Genomic DNA, 21103 nt, shown 5'->3' with positions numbered 1-21103 from the left:
CCCCCGCGCCCTGGCCTACGCGCCCGCGCGCATCAGCAGGTGGCCCCGGCGGTACCGCTCGCCCTCGACCGGCTCCCGCAGCATCCGGCCGACCTCGGCGAACCCCGCGCCGCGGGCCAGCCGGGCCAGCTCGCCGACCGGCCACCGGTAGGCCGTCGTCACCTTGTGGTCGAACGCCGTGACCGGGCCGTCCTCCGACTCGAAGAAGGCGAGCAGGAGATGGCCGCCGGGCGCGAGGACGCGCCGGAACTCGTCGAGGTACGCGGGCAGGTCGTGCGGCGGGGTGTGGATGACCGAATACCAGGAGGCGATGCCGCTCAGCGTGCCGTCGGCCAGGTCCAGGGCGTCCATGGAACCGACCTCGAAGCGCAGGTCCGGGTAGGCCGCACGGGCCAGGTCGATCATCACCGGCGACAGGTCGACGCCGAAGACGTCCAGCCCCAGATCCCGCAGGTGCGCGGTCGTCTGCCCCGGGCCGCAGCCCAGTTCGGCGACGGGCCCGCCGCCGGCGGCCCGCACGAGATCGGCGAACGCGGCGAGTATCGCGCGGTCCAGCGGCAGCGGGCCGAGCGCGTCGCGGACGAACGCGGCGTAGCGGACGGCGACGGCGTCGTAGGCGTCGGCCGTCGTGCGCAGATGGGCGGAGGGCCGGGAGGAGGGTTCGCTCATGATCGAGGACCCTAGGGCCTGTCCGGCGGATCATGCAGCGCTCCGTCTGCGGGTGCGTCGTGGCTTGTCGCGCAGTTCCCCGCGCCCCTACGGGGCACTGCACCAGCCCATGGCGCCCCGAAGGGGCGCGGGGAACTGCGCGATCGGCCACCGACGGCCCGCAGTCGACATGCCACCTCGAGGTCGGGGCGACCCTGGGCCCCTACGGCTGCAGGCCCCCCAGGCGGCCCTCGAGGTGGACGAGCAGCCGGGCGAGGGTGGCGGCCAGTTCCTCCTGGTGCTCGCGGCCCAGGCCCGCCAGCAGGTCCTGCTCGTACGCCAGTTGCTGCGGCACGAGCCGGTCGATGAGCTCGCGGCCCGCGTCCGTGAGCGAGAGGTGGGCCACGCGCCGGTCGCGTTCGTCGGGACGCCGGGCGAGCAGCCCGCGCTCCTCCAGGACCCGTACGCGCTTGGTGACGGCGGCGCCCGAGGCGAAGGTCTCCCGGGCGATCTGGCCCGGGGTCAGCTCGCCGCCCGTGCGCCGCAGGGTGCCCAGGATGTCGAACTCCGCGCGGGCCAGCCCCTCGCGGGCCAGCGGCGCGTCGGCCGCCTGCTGCAGCAGGGCGGCGCAGCGGTTGAGCCGGCCGATCACGGCCATCGGTGCGGTGTCGAGGCCCGGGCTGACCCGCTGCCACTGGCGCAGCACGCGCGCGACGACGTCCTCCGCGGCGGCCCCGGTGGCCTCGCCGGCTCCTTCGTTCCTGGCCGCCTCGGCGTCCCGGTCCACGTTCTCGATCCTCTCCGGTGGGTGCTCCGGGTCCGATTCTGCCGTGGCCCGGCCCGTGGCGCGGCGCCGGGCCGGGGCCTGTGCGGCGGATCCCGCGTCCCGCGCCTGCTTACGGGGCTGCACGAACGAGCAGGGCGGCCAGCGCGCGGTGGCCCTCGTGCTCCTCCCGGGCGGCCCGGGATGCGGCCGGTACCGGCTGCCACCACTCGCCCGCGGCGACGTCCGCCGCGGTGCGCAGGTCCACGAGCGCGGCGGCGAGCCGGTCGCGCGCCTGCTCCCGGTCGCCGGCGGCGTGCAGCCGGGCCGCGGCGGCGTGGCGTGCGGCACGGGCGCGCACCAGGGCCGACTCGGCGCGGCGGGTGGCCCGCCGGTTGGTGACCGCGGCGCACGCCAGCAGGCCCACGGCGCAGCCGACGAGGGTGTCGGTCCACCGGTCGGCGACCAGGCCGCCCGCGGGGTGCGGCGCGGCGAACTCGCCGAGCAGCAGGGCCATCGGGGTGACGCAGACGCTGCCGAGCCAGTAGTTGCGCGACATGAACGCCTCGGCGCCGAACTGCAGGGCGAGCGAGAGGCCGACCAGGGCGGCCGCGCCCGTGCGGGCCACCGGCAGCAGGGCGGTGAACAGGGCCAGCCCGAGGAGGTTGCCGAGCACGCGCTGCACGGCGCGCTGCCACGACAGCGTGGTGTTGGGCTGGACGACGGAGGCGGCGCCGACCACGGCCCAGTACGGGTGCGCGCTGCCCAGCGCGAACGAGGCCCACCCGGCGAGGGTGGCGCCGAGCGCGACGCGGGCGGCGACGGGCAGCGGGGCCGTGCCGCGCAGGGCCGGCCGGGCGGCGCGGACGGCGGCGGGGGTCAGGGCCGTCCGGTCACGGCGTACGGCACGGGCCGCGGCCCGCAGCCGGGCGGCCGCGGCCGGATCGGCCGTACCGGCGGCCAGTGCCGCCTCGGCCGAGGCCAGCGGCTGCGTCAGCGGTGGCCGGCCGGCGACCGCGCGCCGGGCCGCGCCGAGGGCCGTCACCGCGGTGTGCCGGGCCGCCGCCCGTTCGGCGGGGGTGGCCGCCTCCAGGAGCCGGGCCGCCGCGGCGAGCGCGCGGGCGACGGCGACGCGCTCGGGGCCGTGCGGCCGCAGGACCGCGGGGGCCATGCACACCAGCCAGGCCAGGGCCCCGGTGGCCGCCACCAGGGCGAGGTGGCCGGGGACGTCGCCCGGCCGCTGGGGGACGAAGAAGGCGCTGGAGGTGACGAAGGTCAGCACGACGTTGCCGGGCGGCCCGATTCCGCTCGCGTCGCACGCGGCCCGGTGCGCCGCCGCGACGAGGGCGGCGCCGAGCACGAGCAGGGGCGCCGAGCCGGTCAGTGCGGAGCAGGTCAGCGCGGCGCCCACACCGGCGAGGGTGCCCAGGACGACGCCGGCCAGCGCGCGGGCCCGCCGGGCGTAGGGCAGGTCGTGCCCGTAGAGCGCGCACAGGGCTCCGGCCGCGGTGTAGGGCGCGAGGTCCAGGCGGCCGGCGGCCAGCAGGACGGCGTCGGGCACGGCCATCGCGACGACGGCGCTCAGGGCCGGCTTGTACCAGATGTCCGCGGCCGGGCGCAGCCGGACCAGGCCGCGCAGGGGCAGGGGGAGCGGACGGGCGGAAAAGTGCTTCGCCATGACGAAAAGATTAGCAGGTGTTTTACTCGTGAAATGAATCATGGAAGGAGTTGAGGGGCTCATGGAGGGGCTCGTCGAAGAACTCCGCGAGAGCGATCTTTCTGCAGTGCTCCGGAGAGCCCCAGGCCGTCCGCAGCGCCCGCGCCTTGCCCAACCACAGCGACAGCTCGTACTCGGCGGTGTAGCCCATCGCCCCGTGCACCTGCAGCGCGCTGCGCGCCGCCGCGTACGCCGCCTCGCCCGCGGCCGCCTTGGCCGCCGCCACCTCGCCCGCGGCCGTCGCCGCACCCGAGGCCAGCGCCACGCCGGCCCCGTGCAGCAGGGGACGGGCGAACTCCAGGCCCACCAGCGTGTCGGCCAGCCGGTGCTTGACCGCCTGGAAGGACCCCACGGGCCGGCCGAACTGCGTACGCCGGCGGGCGTGCGCCACCGCCTTGTCCAGCAGCGCCAGCCCCACGCCGAGTGCCTGCGCGGCGGTCGCGTACGCCGCCCACAGGGCGGCCTCGGCCGCGGCCTCGCGCACCGCGCGGCCCGTCGCGAGGATCTCGCCGCCGCCGTCCGGGGCGGCCAGGCGCCGGGCGGGGTCCACCGACGCCCGCACCGGGCCGTGGCCCGCGGCGAGCCGCAGCACGTCGCCCTCCACCACCAGCAGCGCGTCCGCGGCGTCCGCGTCCAGCGCCGACGGCCCCGCCCCGGGCGCCGCCAGCGTCAGCACCGCGTCACCCGCACCCAGCCGGCCCAGCCACCGGCGCGCCGGGCCCGCCTCGCCCGCCTCCGCCAGACGGGTCAGCAGCACCGCGGCCGCCACCGTCTCCACCAGCGGCCCGGGCGCGCAGGACCGGCCGAGCGCGGTGAAGGCCACGCCCGCCTCGACGGGCAGCAGGCCCGCACCCCCGTGTTCCTGCGGCACCGCGAGCGTGAACACCCCCGCGTCGGCGGCCCGCCGCCACACCCCGCGGCCCGGCCCGTGCTCGCCGCGCGCCCACGCCCGTACGGCGGCGGGCACCTCCGCCCCGGCCAGGACCTCCTCCAGCAGCTGCGCGAAGGCCCGCTGCTCGGCGTCCAGGGCGAATCTCATCCGCGCCGTCCCTTCGGCAGTCCCAGCAGCCGTTCGGCGATCACATCGCGCTGGATCTCGTTCGTACCGGCGTAGATCGGCCCGGCGAGGGCGAAGAGCCAGCCCTCCGTCCACGGTTGCCCCGCCACCTCGCCCTCGGGGCCCAGCAGGTCCAGCGCCGTCTCGTGCAGCGCGAGATCCAGCTCGGACCAGAAGACCTTCGTCAGGCTGGCCTGCGCACCGGGCGCCGACGGTGGGCGGGACGCCTGCGCGTACCCGTGCAACTGGTAGGCGCGGGCCCGGATCAGTGCGTCGGCGACCCGCTCGCGCAGGGCCGGATCGCTGCCGCGGGCGCGCCACAGGGCGGCAAGGCGCCGGGCCGCCGCGCCGAAGCGGCCGGGGCTGCGCAGCATGATCCCGCGCTCGCTGCCCGCCGTGCTCATGGCCACCCGCCAGCCCTGACCGGGCTCGCCCACCACGTCCTCGTCGGGCACGAAGACGTCGTCCAGGAAGATCTCGGCGAAGGCCGGCCTGCCGTCCAGGCGGCCGACGGGCCGCACCGTCACGCCCGGCGCGCGCAGCGGGAACAGCAGGTACGTCAGGCCCTCGTGCGGCCGCCCCGCGCGCGGATGGCTGCGGAAGAGCCCGAAGGCGCGGTCGGCGAACGCGGCCCGCGACGACCAGGTCTTGTGGCCGCGCAGCAGCCACCCGCCGTCGGTGCGGACGGCGGCCGAGCGCAGCGAGGCGAGGTCGGAACCGGCCTCCGGTTCCGACCACGCCTGCGCCCACACCACGTCGCCGCTCGCCATCGCCGGCAGGATCCGCGCCCGCTGCGCGGGCGTGCCGTGCGCGAAGAGGGTCGGTGCGAGCAGCTGGGTGCCGTTCTGCGAGACCCGGGCGGGCGCGCCGGCCGCCCAGTACTCCTCCTCGACGAGCAGCCACTGCAGCAGGGAGCAGCCCCGCCCGCCGTACTCCTGCGGCCAGGACACCACCGACCAGCCGGCCTCGTGCAGCGTCCGCTCCCAGGCGCGGTGCGCGGCGAAGCCCGCTTCGGTCTCCGGCGACGGCAGGGGCTCCGGTGGCACATGGGCCGTGAGCCAGGCGCGGGCCCCGGCGCGCAGCGCGGCGTCCTCGGGGGCGAGGTCGAGGTCCATCCAGGGTCCTTCCGGCTGTTGTTCCAGGGGGCCTTCCAGGGCCTGTCCGGCGGACCAGGCAGTGCCCCGTAGGGGCGCCGCGGTGGCGCCCGACGAAGATCCGCCGGACACGGCCTAGGTGTCCTTCGCGGCCCGGGCCATGGCCTTGGCGTCCAGGCCGGCCAGCGGGTCCGCGCAGGTCTCGGCGTTGTGGGCGTGGGCGAGGTGGTGCAGCGCGAACGCCGCGTCCAGGCCGGAGTGCAGGCCCTGGAGGTCCTCGGCCTGGTTCACGGCGCGCTTGGCGAGCGCGAGCCCCAGGCGGGGCATGGCGGCCACGCGCTCGGCCAATCGGAGGGTCTCGGCGGCGAGTTCGGCGCGCGGCACCACGCGGTTGACCATGCCCAGCTCGTGCGCCCGCCGGGCGTCCATCCGGTCGCCGGTGTACAGCAGCTCCTTGGCGACGCGCGGCGGCAGCACCCACGGGTGCGCGAAGTACTCGACGCCGGGGATGCCCATGCGCACCACCGGGTCGGCGAAGAAGGCGTCGTCGGAGGCGACGATCAGGTCGCACACCCAGGCCAGCATCAACCCGCCGGCCACGCAGGCCCCTTGCACGCTCGCGATCAGCGGCTTGGGCAGCTCGCGCCAGCGCCGGCACATGCCCAGGTAGACCTCCGCCTCGCGGGCGAAGCGCTGCTCGGCGCCCGCCTTGTCCGCGTGGTCCCACCACAGCCCGGCCACGCGCGCGTGCGGCAGGTGGGCGTCGCGCTGGGGGGTGCCGATGTCGTGACCGGCCGAGAAGTGCTTCCCGGCGCCCGCCAGGACGACCACCTTGACGGTGTCGTCGGCGGCCGCCGCGTACAGCGCCCGGTCCAGGGCGTAGGTCATCGCGGAGTTCTGGGCGTTGCGGTAGGCGGGCCGGTTCATGGTGACCGTGGCCACGGGGCCCCGCCGCTCGTAGCGCACCACGGGCTCGTCCGACGTCACGTCAGGGGCCTTGGACTCTAAGGATGTTGGGTCAGCGGACATGAACCGTCCTTCCCTAACAAGTGTTTGGTAGGTTACCGTACGGCCATGAGCAGCGTCGAGGTGCCGTCCTACGTACCCGGCCACGGCTTGCTCGCCGGCCGCGCCGCCGTCGTCACCGCCGCCGCGGGCACCGGCATCGGCGGGGCCACCGCCCGCCGCTTCCTGGAGGAGGGCGCCCACGTCGTCCTCGGCGACGTCCACGAACGCCGCCTCGCACAGACTGTGGACACGCTCGCCGGCGAGTTCGGCGCCGACCACGTCACCGGCACCCCCTGCGACGTCACCGACGAGCACCAGGTGGCCGGCCTGCTCGACCTCGCCGAGGCCCGCCACGGGCCCCTCGACGTCCTCGTCAACAACGCCGGGCTCGGCGGCACCGCCGAGCTGGCCGACATGACCGACGAGCAGTGGCACCGCGTCCTGGAGACCACCTTGACCGGCACCTTCCGCTGCACCCGCGCCGCCCTGCGCCGGATGCGGGCCCACGGGCGCGGCGGCGTCGTCGTCAACAACGCCTCCGTCGCCGGCTGGCGCGCCCAGCGCGGCCAGGCCCACTACGCGGCCGCCAAGGCCGGCGTCATGGCCCTGACCCGCTGCGCGGCCCTGGAGGCGGCCGACTTCCACGTGCGCGTCAACGCCGTCGCCCCCAGCCTCGCCGCCCACCCCCACCTGGCCAAGGTCACCACGCCCGCCCTGCTCCAGGAGCTCACCGCACGCGAGGCCTTCGGCCGGGCCGCCGAGCCGTGGGAGGTCGCCAACGTCGTCGTCTTCCTCGCCAGCGACTACTCCTCGTACATGACCGGCGAGACCGTCTCCGTCAGCAGCCGTCACCCGTGACGGACAATGGCCGCGTGCCCACCACCACCCCCAGGCCCCACCCCGGGCGCCGCACCGAACTGCTGGCGACAGCGGCGTCCGTCTTCGCCGAGCACGGCTACAGCGCCACCACCGTCCGCCGCATCGCCGACGAGGCGGGGATCCTCGCCGGCAGCCTCTACTACCACTTCGACTCCAAGGAGTCGATGCTCGACGAGATCCTCTCCGCCTTCCTCGACGAGCTGTGGGCCGGCTACGACGCCGTCCTCGCCGCCGGCCTGGCGCCCCGCGAGACCCTGCGGGCCCTGGTCACCGAGTCCTTCCGGGAGATCGACCGGCACCGCGCCGCCGTCGCCATCTACCAGCGCGAGGCCCGCCACCTGGCCGGCCACCCGCGCTTCGGCTACCTCGCCGCCTCCCAGGAACGCTTCGAGCACATGTGGCTGACGGTGCTGCGGCGCGGCGTCGCCGAGCACGCCTTCCGCGCCGACCTCGACGTCCGGCTCGCCTACCGCTTCCTGCGCGACACCGTGTGGGTCGCCGCCTCCTGGTACCGGCCGGACGGCACCCACGGCCCCGAGGAGATCGCCGAGCAGTACCTGTCCATCGTCCTGGAGGGCATCGCCCTGCGCGAGTGAGCCTGCGCGAGTGAGGAAGACGCCCTGCGCGAGTGAGGAGAGACGGTCATGGCCGAGGCCTACATCGCAGGAGCCGTACGCACCCCCGTCGGACGGCGGGGCGGGGCCCTCGCCGGCGCCCATCCCGCCGACCTGGCGGCCCACGTCATCACCGAACTCCTGCGGCGCACCGGGGCCGACCCGGCCGCCGTCGACGACGTGGTCCTCGGCTGCCTGGACACCGTCGGCCCGCAGGCCGGCGACATCGCCCGCACCGCCTGGCTCGCCGCCGGCCTGCCCGAGCACGTCCCCGGCGTCACCGTCGACCGACAGTGCGGCTCCGGCCAGCAGGCCGTCCACTTCGCCGCCCAGGCCGTGCTCTCCGGCACCCAGGACCTCGTCGTCGCCGGCGGCACCCAGAGCATGTCGCAGGTCCCCATCGGCTACGCCTTCCACCGCGCCGCCGAACCCCTGGGCCTCGTCGAGGGCCCCTTCGCCGGCTCCCGCGGCTGGCGCGCCCGCTACGGCGAGGCGCCCGTCAACCAGTTCCACGGTGCGGAGCTGATCGCCGACCAGTGGGGCATCACCCGCGAGCAGATGGAGGAGTACGCCCTGCGCTCCCACCGGCGCGCCGTGCGGGCCGCCGACGAGGGGCGCTTCGCCCGCGAGACCACCGCGTACGAGGGCGTCGGCGCCGACGAGGGGCCGCGCCGGGACACCACGGCGGCGGCCATGGCCGCCCTGCGCACCGTGGTGCCCGGCGGCCGGCTGACCGCGGCCGTCTCCTCGCAGGTCTCCGACGGCGCGGCGGCCCTGCTCCTGGCGAGCGAACGGGCCGTGCGCGACCACGGCCTCACCCCGCGCGCCCGCGTCCACCACCTCTGCGCCCTGGGCGAGGACCCCCTGCGCATGCTCACCGCCCCCATCCCCGCCACGGCCCGCGCCCTGCAGCGGGCGGGCCTCGGCATCGACGACATCGACCTCTTCGAGGTCAACGAGGCGTTCGCGCCGGTGGTCCTGGCGTGGCTGAAGGAGACGGGCGCCGACCCCGGGCGCGTCAACGTCAACGGCGGCGCCATCGCCCTGGGCCACCCGCTGGGTGCCACCGGGGCGCGCCTGATGACGACGCTCCTGCACGAACTGGAGCGCACCGGCGGCCGCTACGGCCTGCAGACGATGTGCGAGGGCGGCGGGCAGGCGAACGTGACGATCATCGAGCGGCTGTAGGCGCCTCAGCCGGGCGCCTCAACCGGTCATGACCTGCAGTCGTCCGTCCGGCGCGACGCGCACGGCGATTCCGGTGAGATCGTTCACCGTCGCGTCCGCTTCGAGGTCCTCAGCGGCGTGAGTGGTGGTCAGGGCGATGGTCGCCATGCCCGCCGCCCGCCCGGAGGCCAGCCCGGCGGGGGAGTCCTCGACGACGGCGCAGCGGGCCGGATCGAGGCCGAGCCGCTCGGCCGCCAGGAGGAAGGGCTCCGGGTGCGGCTTGTGGTGGGTGATGTCGTCGACGGTGACGAGCACCCCGGGCAGCAGCCCCAGGTGCGCCAGGCGCGCCTCGGCGACGCGGCGGGCGCCGGAGGTGACCACGGCCCAGCGGTCCGCGGGCAGCGAGGCGATGAGCTCGGCGGCCCCGGCCACCGCGGTGACGTTGCCGGCCACCGCGTCCGCCACCTCCGCCTCCTCCAGGCGCCGGACGGCGCCGGCCACCTCGGGGCCGGGCAGGAGCTCAGCGATGATCGCCCGGGCGGGCCGGCCGTGGACGGGGACCCGGGCCTTCACCTCGTCGAGGCTCATGCCGTACGAGCGCGCCCACTGCCGCCATACGCGGGAGACCAGACGCGTCGAGACCACCGTGTCGTCACTGTCGAATAAAAGGGCGTCAACCGAAAAGTGCACGATGGGGGAGCGTACCCGCAGGCGTATCCGCAGGTCAGTCCGTTGCGGGCAGGCGCGGCAGGCCGATCGGGTTCGGGAATCGCAGGGCCGCCGTGCAGGCGCGCGCCAGCGGCGTGAGGACCGCCGCCAGTTCGGCGTCCGGCGCCCCCTCCAGCGCTCGGCCCGCCGCCCGGTCCGTCGCGTCCTCCACGCCGGCCAGCAGCGCCCGTCCCGCCTGCGTCACCCGTGCGTCCGCGTCGAGCAGGCCGCGCGCCGCCAGCCGGCGTGCGGCCGCCTGCCACTCCTCGTCCGTCCAGCCGCGGTAGGGCTGCAGTTCGGAGCGGGGCACGTCGCTGCCCGCCCGGAGCACCAGACACTCGCAGCCGTCGAGGCCGGCGGCGACGAGAGCCGCGACGTGGCCGTCGCCCCGGTGCTCGCGCAGCACCGTCGCCGCGTGCCACAGGCGCTCCAGCGGCTCGTCCGGCACGGCGAGGGCGGCGTTGGCGGCGGCCAGGACGCGTCCGGCGCAGTCCAGTCCGTCCACCACCGCGCTCAGCAGCCCGGCCGCCCGTACCACCGCGTCCTCCTGCCCGGCCAGCAGGCGGGCCAGCGCGGCGCGGGCGCCCGTGCGCCGCAGCTCCAGCGCGGTGTGCGGGGGCACCGTCTCCCAGACGGCGGGCAGGGCGCGGGCCACCGTGGCGGGGGCGAAGCCGAAGAAGGAGGCGGTCACCTGGGCCGGCCCGACGGCGCCCAGCGGGGCGGCGCGGCCGGCGAAGTAGGCGCGCCACCAGCCGCGCAGCCCAGCCTCGTGGAAGGCCGCCGGCACCTCGGGCGCGAAGTAGGCCACCGCGTGCACCGGTTCGAGGAGCTGCCACAGCGAGCGGGCGTCCGGCACGGGGCCTCCTTCGGGGTGCGGTCACGGTCGGGGCAAGCCTCGCAGAGTCGCACACGCCTGCGCCATCACCCGCTCCACGAGCTCCGCCACACTCGGCAGGTCGTCGATGACGCCCGCGACCTGCCCCGCCGCCATCACCCCGGCCTCCACCCGGCCCTCCACCATGGCCGCCCGCAGCAGCATCGGCGCGTTCGCCGCCAGCAGCACCTGGCTCCACATCAGGTCCCGGGAGCGCTTCATGGCCCACCCGTCGCGCAGCAGCTCCCTGCGCCGCATGCCGGTCAGCCGCCGGAAGGCGGCCGCGTGCCGCAGGGCCCGTACGAACGTCCCCGCGCGCCCGGCCCGTTCGAGGCCGGTGACGAAGGGCGTGCGCAGCATCCGGTGCGGCAGCCCGTCGACCTTGGTGGTGACGGTGACGTCCCGTACCCCGGCCGCCAGGTAGGCGGCCTTGACGGCCGCCGGCACGGTGCTGTCCGCCGTGAGCAGGAAGCGGGTGCCCATGGCGATGCCGCAGGCGCCGTAGGCGAGGGCGGCAGCCAGCCCGCGTCCGTCGTGGAAGCCGCCGGCGGCGATCACGGGGATGTCCACGGCGTCGACGACCTGCGGCAGGAGCACGCCGGTGGCCACCGGCCCGGTGTGCCCGCCGCCCTCCGTGCCCTGCACCACGACGGCGTCCGCGCCCCAGGCGGCGACCTTCTCCGCGTGCCGCCGGCTGCCCACGGTGGGCACGACCACCACCCCGGCGTCCTTGAGGCGGGCGATCAGCTGCGGGGCGGGGGCCAGCGCGAAGGAGGCGACCTTCACCCCCTCCTGCACCAGGATCGCGCAGCGTTCGGCCGCGTCCGCCGCGTCCGCGCGCAGGTTGACGCCGAAGGGCCGGCCGGTGCGCGCGGCGACCTCGCGCACCGCGGCGCGCAGGGCGGCCGGGGACATGGTGGCGCCGCCGAGGATGCCCAGGGCGCCGGCCTCGGCGGTGGCCGCCACGAGGCGGGGACCGGCCACCCAGCCCATGCCCGTCTGCACCAGGGGATGGGCGACACCGGTCAGCCGGGTCAGCGCGGTGGGCAGGACGGGTGCGATGGGCAGGACGGGCGCGCTCACCGGGGCACCTCCTTCTCCCGCAGCCCCTGCGGGTCCAGCACCTCGCGGATCAGGTGCAGTTCGGCCGGGGTGGGCTCGCGGGTGCGCGGTGCGCCGGCGGGGACGTCGAGGGGGAATCCGGTGGCCTGCCGTACCTCCTCGGGCGTGACGTCCGGGTGCAGCGAGCGGACGCGCAGGCGGCCGTCGGGCGTGGCGAAGTCCAGCACGGCCAGGTCGGTGACCACCCGGCGCAGGCAGTGGTGGCGCGTGGCGGACGGGCCGGCCGCGGCCGCGCGGTCGTTGCCGACGCCGCAGACCATGTCGACGCGCTCGACCATCACGCGCGGGGAGTGCCGGGGGATCCAGTAACTGGTGGGGTGGTTGAGCGTGTTGACCGGTGCCCCGCGCACGCCCAGCAGCTGCCGGGCCGGCCGCTGCCAGTCGCCGATGCAGCTGATGTTCTGGTTGCCGTAGCGGTCGAGCTGGCTCGCGCCCATCATCACGTGCCGCCGGCCGCCCATCGCCAGGGTCAGGTGGCGCCGGTACGGCAACCACCCCTCGGCCACCCGCGCCCGGGCGCCGACGGCGGGCACGTCGGCGACCAGCAGCGCCTCCCCGTCCGTCAGCAGCAGGTCGGGGGCGAAGGTCAGCCGGGCCAGCCGGGCCGCGATCGTGGGGATCAGGCCCATGGGCGCGGCCAGGACTTCTCCGTCGCCGCGCCAGACCTCCGCGCACGCCACCACGCAGATCTCCGCCCGGCTCGCCGGTCCGGTGCCGCTCATGCCGCCTCCCGTGCGCAGGCGGCGACCGCGGCCCGGTACTCCTCCTCGTCCCCCGACAGGAAGCGCGCCGTGAACGCGCGCCATGCCGCGGGGTCGGCGGCCGCCCGGGCGTACGCGGCCTGGAAGTGCTCGTCCCGCCCGTAGTCGGGCACGCAGGAGGTGAAGTGGGCGCCCTGCGGCGCCTCGATCACCCCGGTGACGCAGTGCCGCTGGACCAGCAGGCTCTGCGGGCCCGCGGCCGTCGCGAACTCCGCCGGTTCCACGACGCGTTCGCAGCTGACGTACGCCTCGCGCGCGGCCTCGCAGAACAGGTCGTCGAAGTACGGGTCGGGGCCCAGGTACTGGGCGTTGCCGCGGGCGTCGGCGCGGTTGAGGTGGACCAGGGCCGCGTCCAGGGCCAGGGCGGGCACCGCCACCAGCTCCTCGCCGTCCTCGTACGGGGAGACGACCGTGCGCAGCTGCGGGTTGACCCGCAGCACGTCCGAGCCCAGGCCCGCCCGCACCGGCAGGAACGGCAGACGGTGCGCGGCCGCGGTCAGCCCCCACATCACCATCGCCTCGTCCAGCTCGGTCATCTCCAGCTCGCCGCGCTGCCGGGCCGCGCGGAAGTGCGGTTCGAGGGGGATGGAGTCGAGGGTGACGAAGGCCGTGACCAGCCGGCGGATGCGGCCGGCGGCCGCCAGCAGCCCGACGTCCGGGCCGCCGAAGGAGACCACCGTCAGGTCCGTCACGGACGACCGCAGCAGCGCCCGCACCAGCGCCATCGGCTTGCGGCGCGAGCCCCAGCCGCCGATGCCGATCGTCATGCCGTCCGCCAGGCGGGCCACGGCCTCGTCGGCGGTCATCGTCTTGTCGGCGGTCACGACGGCTCCTTTCCACGGTGCCGGCTGACGAAGGCGTCGCGGTGCCGGTCGCCGGCGCCCGCGAGCGTGGCCTCGAAGGTGAAGCCCTGTTCGTAGCGGTAGCTGCGGCGCACGTCCACGGGGTCGATGCCGTTGAGCGCGGCCTTGGCCAGGCGCAGCAGCACGCCGTCCTTGGCCGCGATCTCCCGGGCCAGGGCCAGGGCCGCGCCGGCCAGTTCCGGGCGCGGCACCACCCGCCAGATCGCGCCGTGGCCGTGCAGCTCGCGGGCGGTGAGGGTGCGCGAGGTGAAGAAAAGGGTGCGCATCAGGTGCTGAGGGACGAGCCGCGCCAGGTGGGTGGCGGCCCCCAGCGCGCCGCGGTCCAGCTCGGGCAGGCCGAAGACGGCGTCGTCGGAGGCGACCAGGGCGTCCGCGGTGCCGGCCAGGCCGATGCCGCCGCCCAGGCAGTGGCCGTGCACCGCGGCGACGACCGGGACGGGACAGTCGTAGACGGCGGAGAACGCCTCCGCGCAGGCGCGGTTGACCGCCACCAGCGCGGCGTGGCCGGCGGGGCGCTGCAGTTCCTTGAGGTCGACGCCGGCGTTGAAGCCGCGCCCGGCGGCGGCCAGGACGACGCAGTTGACGGCCGGTTCGGCGCCCGCGGCGCGCACCGCGTCCGCCAGGGCGTGCCAGCCGCCGACGGGCAGGGCGTTGACGGGCGGGAAGTCGACGGTCACGACGGCGATGCCGTGCTCCGGGCGTGCGGTGGAGATGCCCATGGGCTACCTTTTCACCAAACATTTGTTAGGTGTACCGGTCGCTGTCGACGGTAGCAGCCGCCCGGTCGCCCGGGGAGGCGCGTGAATGAGCACAACTCCCTTGCTCCACGGCCGGGTCGCCCTCGTCACCGGCGGCACCCGCGGCGTCGGCGCCGGCATCGCCCGCGCCTTCCTGCGCGCCGGAGCCCACGTCGTCGTCTGCGCCCGCCGGCCACCCGCCGCACCCGTCGAGGCCGCCGGCCGCACCGCCCGCTACCTGCCCGCCGACCTGCGCCGCCCCGGGGCCGCCGACGACCTCATCGACGGCGTCGCCGCCCTCGCGGGCAGGCTCGACGTCCTGGTCAACAACGCCGGCGGCACGCCCCACCGGCCCCTCGACGCCGCCCCCGCCGAACGCCACGCCCGCATCGTCGAACTCAACCTCCTCGCCCCGCTCGCCGCTTCCCTCGCCGCCCGGCGCATCATGACCGGCCAGCCGGAAGGCGGCAGCGTGGTGATGATCGGCAGCGTCAGCGGCACCCGCCCCTCGCCCGGCACCGCCGCCTACGGCGCCGCCAAGGCGGGCCTGGAGAACCTCGCCCGTACCATGGCCGTCGAATGGGCCCCCGCCGTTCGCGTCAACACCATCGTCGCCGGCCTCGTGCGCACCGAATCCGCCCACCTGCACTACGGCGACGCCGCCCGCCTCGCCGCCGTCGCCGCCACCGTCCCCGCCGGCCGCCTCGCCGAACCCGACGAGATCGGCGAGGCGGCCGTCTTCCTCGCCTCCGACCGCGCCGCCTACATCACCGGGGCCAGCCTGCTCGTCCACGGCGGCGGGGAACGCCCCGCCTTCCTCGCCGCCGCCGGCGAGGCCCCCACGACCGAAGGAGCGGAGCAGTGAACGGAATCTGCGACGGCCGCGTCGTCGCCGTCACCGGCGCCGGCCGGGGCCTGGGCCGCGCCCACGCCCTCGCCCTGGCCGCCGAGGGCGCCCGCGTCGTCGTCGGCGACCTCGGCACCGACCCCGCCGGCACCGGAGCCAGTACGGACCCGGCACGGCGCACCGCCGAGGAGATACGGCAGCGCGGCGGCGAGGCCGTCGCCCACACCGGCGACATCGCCACCGAGGCCGGCGCGGCCTCCCTCGTTGCCGCCGCCCTGGAGACGTACGGGCGCCTGGACGCCCTGGTCAACAACGCCGGCTTCGTACGCGACCGGATGCTCGTCAACCTCGGCGAGGACGACTGGGACGCCGTCGTCCGCGTCCACCTCAAAGGCCACTTCCTGCCTCTGCGCCACGCCGCGGCGCACTGGCGCGCCGAGGCCAAGGCCGGCCGTACCCCGCAGGCGCGCGTGGTCAACACCACCTCCGGCGCCGGCCTGCTCGGCAGCGTCGGCCAGGCCAACTACGCCGCCGCCAAGGCCGGCGTCGTCGCCCTGACCCTGGTGGCCGCCGCCGAACTCGCCCGCTACGGCGTCCAGGTCAACGCCCTGGCCCCCGCCGCCCGCACCCGCATGACCGAGGGCCCCTTCGCCGGGACGATGGCCCCGCCCGCGGACGGCGGCTTCGACGCCATGGCCCCCGCCAACGTCTCACCGCTGGTGGTCTGGCTGGCCTCGGCGGACTCCGACGGCGTCACCGGCCAGGTCTTCGAGGCCGAGGCGGGCCGCATCACCGTCATGGAGGGCTGGCACCCCGGCCCCACCACCGACAAGGGAGAACGCTGGACCCCCGCCGAAGCGGGCCGCGCGGTGCGCCGCCTGCTGCCCCGCATGCGACTGCCCGGACCCGTCTACGGCACGCCGTGAGGCGTGATGGCAGGATGGGACGATGGCGACGAACGAGCCGTGGGCCGGTCTGCACGAGGACCTGCTGGCGGCGAAGACACTGGTGTACGACCCGAGTGGCTTCGCCTGCTCACGACCCGTGCCCGAACCGGAGAGCGCCGAGTACGCCGCCCACGAGCTGACGATCGACGGGCTGCCGGTCAGGTTCCGCGTGGCCAGGACCACCCCGACCAAGGTGGGCCAGTTCGTCACCGTCTGGCAGCGCTCCGCGGAGGGCCCGATCCGGCCCTTCGACGCCGAGGACGGCATCGACCTCTTCGTGATCAGCAGCCGTGACAGCGGCCGCTTCGGGCAGTTCGTCCTCCCGCGCGAGGTGCTGTGCGAGCGCGGCATCGTCTCCCGCAACGGCTCCGGCGGGAAACGGGGCTTTCGCGTCTACCCGCCGTGGGTGACGACCACCAACCGCCAGGCCCACGCCACGCAGGCGTGGCAGGTGCGGTACTTCCTGCCGCTCGACGAGCCCGTCGACACGGCGCGCGCCCGCGCCCTCTACCACCCGTAGGGCGTGCGCGCCCGACACTCTTCCCTCTGCGGGTGCGTCGTGGCTTGTCGCGCAGTTCCCCGCGCCCCTATGGGGCGCCGTGGGCTGGGGCAGGGCCCCGTCAGGGGCGCGGGGAACTGCGCGATCGGCCACCGACGGCCCGCAGTCGACGTGCTACCCCGAGGCCCGGCAAAGCACGGCGGCAAGCCGCGGCCGTATTGACGCAACTCCCGTCGCGGGTGCAGGTTTTGTGCTGCTCGAATTCTTGTGCAGTCTCCGCCCGGCCCACCGGCACCATCCGGCCCGACCGAAGGAGCTCGCCGGCCATGCCCGCTCCGCACAGAACCACCGCGGCCACCGCCCTTCTGCTCGCCGCGGCCCTCGCCCTCACCGGCTGCGGCACCGGCGGCGACGAGGCCGCGGACACCCCGGCGGACGGAAAGCCCGAAGGCCGCATCACCTTCCAGACCTGGAACTTGCGGGCCAAGTACAAGGATTATTTCGAGGGTCTCGTCCGCGACTTCGAGAAGCAGTACCCGGACGTGAAGGTGACGTGGCTCGACCAGCCGGCCGAGCACTATGCCGACAAGCTCGGTGCCGACGCCGCGGCCGGCACCCTGCCCGATGTCGTCAACGTCTCGCCCGATCTCTCCTATCCCCTGGCCAAGGCCGGGCTGCTGGTCGACCTGGACAAGGAGAAGGCCGCCGCCCGTTACAAGGACGAGTACACGCCCGAGGCATGGCAGGGCAACACCCTGCCCGGGCTGGGAGGTTCCTACTCCTTCCCCTGGTATCTCAACACCGGGCCCCTCTTCTACAACAAGAAACTCTTCAAGGACGCCGGACTCGACCCGGAGAAACCGCCGAAGACCTACGACGACCTCTTCGCCGCCGCCGAGACCATGGCCCGCGCCTCCGGCGGCCGTACCGCCACTCTCGCCGGCACCCCGTCCGTCGAGGACTTCGGCCGCTACGGCGTGCACCTGATGAACGCCGACGCCACGAAGTTCACCTACAACGAACCCAAGGGCGTCGAACTGCTCACCCGCTACAAACAGCTCTACGACCACGGCGGACTCGACCCGCAGGCGCTGACCAACACCCCCGAGAAATCGGGCCAGAAATTCCTGGAACGCAAAGTCGCCATGAATCCCGGCAGCGCCCACGACCTCGAGACCTTCAAGAAGGACGCGCCCACCCTCTACCGCGACCTCGGCATCACCGACGCACCCAACAACACCGGCCGGCCCAACATGTACGTGATGGGCCTGGCCGTCGCCCGGCGCAGCCCGCACAAGGCCGCCGCCATCGCCTTCGCCCACTTCGTCACCGACCGCAGGAACCAGGAGTCCTTCGCGCACCGCGTCGCCGTCTTCCCCAGCACCAAGGGCTCCCTCGACGGCCCCTACTGGACCCGCGACGACGGCACCGACGAAGGACGCGTCCGCGTCGCCTCCGCCCGCATGCTCAAGGGCGCCGTCAACTACACGCCCGTGGTGATGAGCGACGAGATGAAGACCGTCCTGAAGAACGAGGTCGCCAAGGCCCTCCAGGGCGGCAAGTCCCCCCGGCAGGCCCTCGACGACGCCGTCGCCCGCAGCAACCAGCTCCTGCGCCGGGACTGACCGCGCCCATGCCGCGCCGCCGACCCGCCCGCGTCCGCACGCACCGCGCCTCGAGTCCGTGGCTGTTCCTGCTGCCCGGCCTCGCCGTCGTCACCGCCTTCGGTCTCCACCCCTTCCTGGCCACCGTCCGCAGCGCCTTCACCGACGCCCGCACCCTGAGCCCCGGCCACTGGGTGGGCCTCGCGAACTTCCGTGCCATGGCGGACGACGAACAGTTCTGGACGGCCCTGCGCAACAGCACCCTCTACGTCGTCCTCGTCGTCCCGTTCACCGTCGTCCTGCCGCTGCTGCTCGCCCTGCTGGTCCACAAGCAGCTGCCCGGCGTCACCTTCTTCCGCTCCGCCTTCTACACCCCCGTCGTCGCCTCCGTGGTCGCCGCCGCCCTCATCTGGGCCTGGATCCTCGACGACCGCGGCCTGGTCAACGGCATCCTGCACACCCTCGGCGCCGGGCCCGTGTCCTTCCTCGGCGACGCCTGGCTGCTGCTGGCCAGCGCCATGGCCCTGACCGTGTGGAAGGGCCTGGGCTACTACATGGTCGTCTACCTCGCCGCTCTGGCCAACGTCCCCCGCGAACTCCACGAGGCCGCCGCCGTCGACGGCGCCGGCGCCCTGCGCCGCTTCGTCAGCGTCACCGTCCCGGCCGTACGCCCCACCATGGTGCTGGTCGCCGCCCTGTCCTCGGTGTCCGCCTTCAAGGTCTTCTCCGAGGTCTTCCTCCTGGCCGGCCCCACCGGCGGCCCGGCCGGCCAGGACACCACCCTCGTGATGCTCGTCCAGCGCGCCGGCACCGGCCTGGGCGGCCGCCTGGGCTACGCCTCCGCCCTCTCCCTCGTCGTCTTCGCCGTCGCCCTGCTGCTCATGCTGCTCGTCCTGCGCGCCGACCGGAAGGAGGACACCTGACGATGCGCACCCCCGCCTGGGAGAAAGCCCTGCGCTACACCCTGATGCTGGCCGTCCTGGCCCTGACCGTCGGCCCCTTCCTGTGGCAGCTGTCCACCTCCTTCAAGGGCACCACCGAGGACATCTACACCACCCCGCCGCGGCTCCTGCCCGACCACCCCACCGCGCACAACTACGCCGAGGTCGCGGACATCATCCCCGTGTGGGACTACGCCCTGAACTCCCTCAAGGTCGCCCTCGCCTCCGTCGTCACCAACGTCACCGGCGCCTCCCTCGCCGGCTACGCCCTGGCCCGGCTGCGCTTCCCCGGACGCCGGGCCGCCACGCTGGTGTTCGTCGCCGCCCTGCTGGTGCCCGTGGAGTCCGTCGTCGTCGCCCAGTTCACCCTGATGCGGCAACTGCACCTGAACAACACCCTCACCGCCGTCGTCCTGCCCGGCTCCATCGGCGCCCTCAACGTCCTGCTCATGCGCGGCGCCTTCGCCGCCGTCCCCCGTGAACTGGAGGAAGCCGCCGTCATCGACGGCGCCACCGTCTGGCAGCGCTTCACCCGCATCGGCCTGCCCGCCGTGCGCGGCACGCTCGCCGTCGTCGCCATCTTCTCCTTCATGGGCGCCTGGGACGACTTCCTGTGGCCACTGATCGTCCTGTCCGACCCCCGGCACTTCACCCTCACCGTCGGCCTGAACTTCCTGCACGGCACCTTCACGCAGAACCCGCGCCTGGTCGCCGCCGGAACCGTCATCGCCGTCGCCCCGCTCGTCGTGATGTTCGCCTGCCTGCAGCGGTACTTCTTCCGGGGCGTCGGGGAGGGCGCCGTCAAGGGCTAGCCGAAGGGACGGCACGCACCATGCGATTCGGCGTCAACTACACCCCCACCCGCGGATGGTTCCACCACTGGCTCGACTTCGACCTCGACGAGATCCGCGCCGACCTCGACTCCCTCGCCTTCCTGGAACTCGACCACATCCGCGTCTTCCCCCTGTGGCCCCTCTTCCAGCCCAACCGCACCCTCATCCGCCCGCGCGCCCTCGACCAGCTCGCCCGGCTCGTCGACGCCGCCGGCGAACGCGGCCTCGACGTCGCCGTCGACGGCCTCCAAGGACACCTCTCCAGCTTCGACTTCGTCCCGGCCTGGACCACCACCTGGCACCGCCGCAACCTCTTCACCGACCCCGACGTGATCGACGCCCAGGCCGCCTACCTCCACGCCCTCGCCACCACCCTCGCCGACCGGCCCCACTTCCTGGGCCTGACCGTCGGCAACGAGACCAACCAGTTCTCCGCACCTCCCCACCCCGACCCCGACCCCCTCGCACCGCCCGACGCCGAACGCTGGCTTCGCCGCATGCTCGCCGCCTGCGAGGCCGGCGCCCCCGGCCGCACCCACCTCCACGCCTCCTACGACATCGCCTGGTACGACGGCACGCACCCCTTCACCCCCGCCCACTCCGCCCGCCTCGGTGCCCTGACGGCCGTCCACTCCTGGGTCTTCAACGGCACCGCCCAGCGCTACGGGCCCACCGGCGCCGCCACCGCACTCCACGCCGCCTACCTCGTCGAACTCTCCAAGGCGTGGGCCGAGGACCCCACCCGCCCCGTCTGGCTCCAGGAAGTCGGCGCCCCCGCCCCCCACGTACCGCCCGAGCAGGCACCGGCCTTCACGACGGCGACCGTCGCGGCCGTCCTCGACTGTCCGGATGTGCACGGCATCACCTGGTGGTGCTCCCACGACGTCGACCGGCGACTCGCGGACTTCCCCGCACTCGAATACGACCTCGGCCTCCTGACGAACGACCGCCGCCCCAAACCGGCGGGCCGGGCCTTCGCCCGCTGCATCCGCGAAGCCCGCGGGACCCCGCCCCCGCGCCCCCACCACCTGGCCCTCGCCCTCGACGCGGGCGACCCGACAACGGCCCCGGGCCGGGCGACGTGCGCACCGGGGGGTGCGTTCTTCGAGGCGTGGATGCGTCTCGCTGCGCGGGGCGGGCGCCCGGCGGTGGTCCTGGCCCAACGGGCCGCTGACGCAGCGCACTTGGCCGCCCGCGACATCGAGGAGGTGGTGCACCCGTGATCGCTGTGCGGGGGCCGGTTGCTGCCCGGTGGGCCGGTTTGTGCCCACCCGTTCCGCCCTGCGGAACGCCTGCCCACAAACCGGGAGCCGATCCAGCCCGTCCGGCGTTTGAGGACCGGGGGTCCGGGGGCGGAGCCCCCGGGAAACGGGGAAAGGGCGGGGCCGGGGATCCGCCCGCCGCAGGCGCCCACCCGCAC

Annotated in this window: 22 protein-coding genes; 10 read left to right on the top strand and 12 right to left on the bottom strand. The window is 75.2% G+C overall.

The window, feature by feature from the left end:
- Nucleotides 1-15 precede the first annotated feature (15 nt).
- The 6 genes from AC27L3_RS03030 to AC27L3_RS03005 form a co-directional block, all read right to left on the bottom strand.
- Nucleotides 16-669: a class I SAM-dependent methyltransferase gene (locus AC27L3_RS03030; protein WP_487232417.1), complete on the bottom strand. Its 654-nt coding sequence runs from the start codon at nt 667-669 to the stop codon at nt 16-18.
- Between the two features lie 202 nt (nt 670-871).
- A complete protein-coding gene (locus AC27L3_RS03025; RefSeq protein ID WP_487232797.1) occupies nt 872-1354 on the bottom strand; it encodes a MarR family winged helix-turn-helix transcriptional regulator in 483 nt (160 codons plus the stop codon).
- 190 nt (nt 1355-1544) lie between these two features.
- A complete protein-coding gene (locus tag AC27L3_RS03020) occupies nt 1545-3089 on the bottom strand; it encodes an FUSC family protein (protein WP_487232416.1) in 1545 nt (514 codons plus the stop codon).
- 22 nt (nt 3090-3111) lie between these two features.
- Nucleotides 3112-4167, bottom strand: a complete 1056-nt coding sequence (locus AC27L3_RS03015; RefSeq protein WP_487232415.1) for an acyl-CoA dehydrogenase family protein — start codon at nt 4165-4167, stop codon at nt 3112-3114.
- A complete protein-coding gene (locus AC27L3_RS03010; protein ID WP_487232414.1) occupies nt 4164-5300 on the bottom strand; it encodes an acyl-CoA dehydrogenase family protein in 1137 nt (378 codons plus the stop codon). The genes AC27L3_RS03015 and AC27L3_RS03010 overlap by 4 nt, the downstream gene beginning before the upstream one ends.
- 114 nt (nt 5301-5414) lie before the next feature.
- A complete protein-coding gene (locus tag AC27L3_RS03005; RefSeq protein ID WP_487232413.1) occupies nt 5415-6266 on the bottom strand; it encodes an enoyl-CoA hydratase in 852 nt (283 codons plus the stop codon).
- Between the two features lie 87 nt (nt 6267-6353).
- Between AC27L3_RS03005 and AC27L3_RS03000 the strand changes: the two genes are divergently transcribed.
- From AC27L3_RS03000 to AC27L3_RS02990, 3 genes are read left to right on the top strand one after another with little or no spacing between them, the layout of a single operon-like run.
- Nucleotides 6354-7145 carry an SDR family oxidoreductase gene (locus tag AC27L3_RS03000; RefSeq protein WP_487232412.1) on the top strand — a complete coding sequence of 264 codons (792 nt, stop codon included), beginning with the start codon at nt 6354-6356 and terminating at the stop codon, nt 7143-7145.
- A 14-nt stretch (nt 7146-7159) separates the two neighbouring features.
- Complete coding sequence (locus tag AC27L3_RS02995; protein ID WP_487232411.1) at nt 7160-7762, top strand: TetR/AcrR family transcriptional regulator; 603 nt, start codon at nt 7160-7162, stop codon at nt 7760-7762.
- A 48-nt stretch (nt 7763-7810) separates the two neighbouring features.
- The gene (locus AC27L3_RS02990; protein WP_487232410.1) at nt 7811-8968 is read left to right on the top strand and encodes an acetyl-CoA C-acetyltransferase; all 1158 of its coding nucleotides are present in this window, start codon (nt 7811-7813) and stop codon (nt 8966-8968) included.
- A gap of 18 nt (nt 8969-8986) precedes the next feature.
- Here AC27L3_RS02990 and AC27L3_RS02985 read toward each other — a convergent pair whose 3' ends face one another.
- The 6 genes from AC27L3_RS02985 to AC27L3_RS02960 are packed head-to-tail and all read right to left on the bottom strand — an operon-like array spanning nt 8987 to nt 13994.
- On the bottom strand, nt 8987-9637 hold the full coding sequence (locus tag AC27L3_RS02985; protein ID WP_487232409.1) for an HAD-IA family hydrolase: 651 nt from the start codon (nt 9635-9637) through the stop codon (nt 8987-8989).
- Between the two features lie 34 nt (nt 9638-9671).
- The gene (locus AC27L3_RS02980) at nt 9672-10511 is read right to left on the bottom strand and encodes an SCO6745 family protein (RefSeq protein ID WP_487232408.1); all 840 of its coding nucleotides are present in this window, start codon (nt 10509-10511) and stop codon (nt 9672-9674) included.
- A 21-nt stretch (nt 10512-10532) separates the two neighbouring features.
- Nucleotides 10533-11579 carry an NAD(P)H-dependent flavin oxidoreductase gene (locus tag AC27L3_RS02975; RefSeq protein ID WP_487232796.1) on the bottom strand — a complete coding sequence of 349 codons (1047 nt, stop codon included), beginning with the start codon at nt 11577-11579 and terminating at the stop codon, nt 10533-10535.
- A 29-nt stretch (nt 11580-11608) separates the two neighbouring features.
- A complete protein-coding gene (locus tag AC27L3_RS02970; protein ID WP_487232407.1) occupies nt 11609-12373 on the bottom strand; it encodes a CoA-transferase subunit beta in 765 nt (254 codons plus the stop codon).
- A complete protein-coding gene (locus AC27L3_RS02965; protein WP_487232795.1) occupies nt 12370-13218 on the bottom strand; it encodes a CoA transferase subunit A in 849 nt (282 codons plus the stop codon). The genes AC27L3_RS02970 and AC27L3_RS02965 overlap by 4 nt, the downstream gene beginning before the upstream one ends.
- A gap of 14 nt (nt 13219-13232) precedes the next feature.
- Nucleotides 13233-13994 carry an enoyl-CoA hydratase family protein gene (locus AC27L3_RS02960; RefSeq protein WP_487232406.1) on the bottom strand — a complete coding sequence of 254 codons (762 nt, stop codon included), beginning with the start codon at nt 13992-13994 and terminating at the stop codon, nt 13233-13235.
- An 85-nt stretch (nt 13995-14079) separates the two neighbouring features.
- Between AC27L3_RS02960 and AC27L3_RS02955 the strand changes: the two genes are divergently transcribed.
- From AC27L3_RS02955 to AC27L3_RS02925, 7 genes are all read left to right on the top strand, one after another.
- Complete coding sequence (locus AC27L3_RS02955; RefSeq protein ID WP_487232405.1) at nt 14080-14877, top strand: SDR family oxidoreductase; 798 nt, start codon at nt 14080-14082, stop codon at nt 14875-14877.
- Nucleotides 14874-15785, top strand: a complete 912-nt coding sequence (locus AC27L3_RS02950; RefSeq protein WP_487232404.1) for an SDR family oxidoreductase — start codon at nt 14874-14876, stop codon at nt 15783-15785. The genes AC27L3_RS02955 and AC27L3_RS02950 overlap by 4 nt, the downstream gene beginning before the upstream one ends.
- A gap of 22 nt (nt 15786-15807) precedes the next feature.
- Nucleotides 15808-16326: a MepB family protein gene (locus AC27L3_RS02945; protein ID WP_487232403.1), complete on the top strand. Its 519-nt coding sequence runs from the start codon at nt 15808-15810 to the stop codon at nt 16324-16326.
- 305 nt (nt 16327-16631) lie between these two features.
- Complete coding sequence (locus AC27L3_RS02940) at nt 16632-17930, top strand: ABC transporter substrate-binding protein (RefSeq protein ID WP_487232402.1); 1299 nt, start codon at nt 16632-16634, stop codon at nt 17928-17930.
- Nucleotides 17931-17938: 8 nt separating this feature from the next.
- Complete coding sequence (locus tag AC27L3_RS02935) at nt 17939-18832, top strand: carbohydrate ABC transporter permease (protein WP_487232401.1); 894 nt, start codon at nt 17939-17941, stop codon at nt 18830-18832.
- A 2-nt stretch (nt 18833-18834) separates the two neighbouring features.
- On the top strand, nt 18835-19662 hold the full coding sequence (locus tag AC27L3_RS02930; RefSeq protein WP_487232400.1) for a carbohydrate ABC transporter permease: 828 nt from the start codon (nt 18835-18837) through the stop codon (nt 19660-19662).
- Nucleotides 19663-19682: 20 nt separating this feature from the next.
- Nucleotides 19683-20906 (top strand): glycoside hydrolase 5 family protein, encoded by a 1224-nt coding sequence (locus AC27L3_RS02925; RefSeq protein WP_487232399.1) that lies wholly within the window; start codon nt 19683-19685, stop codon nt 20904-20906.
- Nucleotides 20907-21103 lie beyond the last annotated feature (197 nt).

The organism is Streptomyces sp. PKA51 (assembly GCF_057552455.1).
This window is presented reverse-complemented; position numbering and strand designations above follow the sequence as displayed.

Bases quoted from the DNA above. Each gene is read 5' to 3' on its own strand.
- AC27L3_RS03030 (WP_487232417.1), bottom strand. From the start codon at position 669: ATGAGCGAACCCTCCTCCCGGCCCTCCGCCCATCTGCGCACGACGGCC.
- AC27L3_RS03020 (WP_487232416.1), bottom strand. From the start codon at position 3,089: ATGGCGAAGCACTTTTCCGCCCGTCCGCTCCCCCTGCCCCTGCGCGGC.
- AC27L3_RS03015 (WP_487232415.1), bottom strand. From the start codon at position 4,167: ATGAGATTCGCCCTGGACGCCGAGCAGCGGGCCTTCGCGCAGCTGCTG.
- AC27L3_RS03010 (WP_487232414.1), bottom strand. From the start codon at position 5,300: ATGGACCTCGACCTCGCCCCCGAGGACGCCGCGCTGCGCGCCGGGGCC.
- AC27L3_RS03000 (WP_487232412.1), top strand. From the start codon at position 6,354: ATGAGCAGCGTCGAGGTGCCGTCCTACGTACCCGGCCACGGCTTGCTC.
- AC27L3_RS02990 (WP_487232410.1), top strand. From the start codon at position 7,811: ATGGCCGAGGCCTACATCGCAGGAGCCGTACGCACCCCCGTCGGACGG.
- AC27L3_RS02970 (WP_487232407.1), bottom strand. From the start codon at position 12,373: ATGAGCGGCACCGGACCGGCGAGCCGGGCGGAGATCTGCGTGGTGGCG.
- AC27L3_RS02965 (WP_487232795.1), bottom strand. From the start codon at position 13,218: ATGACCGCCGACGAGGCCGTGGCCCGCCTGGCGGACGGCATGACGATC.
- AC27L3_RS02960 (WP_487232406.1), bottom strand. From the start codon at position 13,994: ATGGGCATCTCCACCGCACGCCCGGAGCACGGCATCGCCGTCGTGACC.
- AC27L3_RS02955 (WP_487232405.1), top strand. From the start codon at position 14,080: ATGAGCACAACTCCCTTGCTCCACGGCCGGGTCGCCCTCGTCACCGGC.
- AC27L3_RS02945 (WP_487232403.1), top strand. From the start codon at position 15,808: ATGGCGACGAACGAGCCGTGGGCCGGTCTGCACGAGGACCTGCTGGCG.
- AC27L3_RS02940 (WP_487232402.1), top strand. From the start codon at position 16,632: ATGCCCGCTCCGCACAGAACCACCGCGGCCACCGCCCTTCTGCTCGCC.
- AC27L3_RS02935 (WP_487232401.1), top strand. From the start codon at position 17,939: ATGCCGCGCCGCCGACCCGCCCGCGTCCGCACGCACCGCGCCTCGAGT.
- AC27L3_RS02930 (WP_487232400.1), top strand. From the start codon at position 18,835: ATGCGCACCCCCGCCTGGGAGAAAGCCCTGCGCTACACCCTGATGCTG.
- AC27L3_RS02925 (WP_487232399.1), top strand. From the start codon at position 19,683: ATGCGATTCGGCGTCAACTACACCCCCACCCGCGGATGGTTCCACCAC.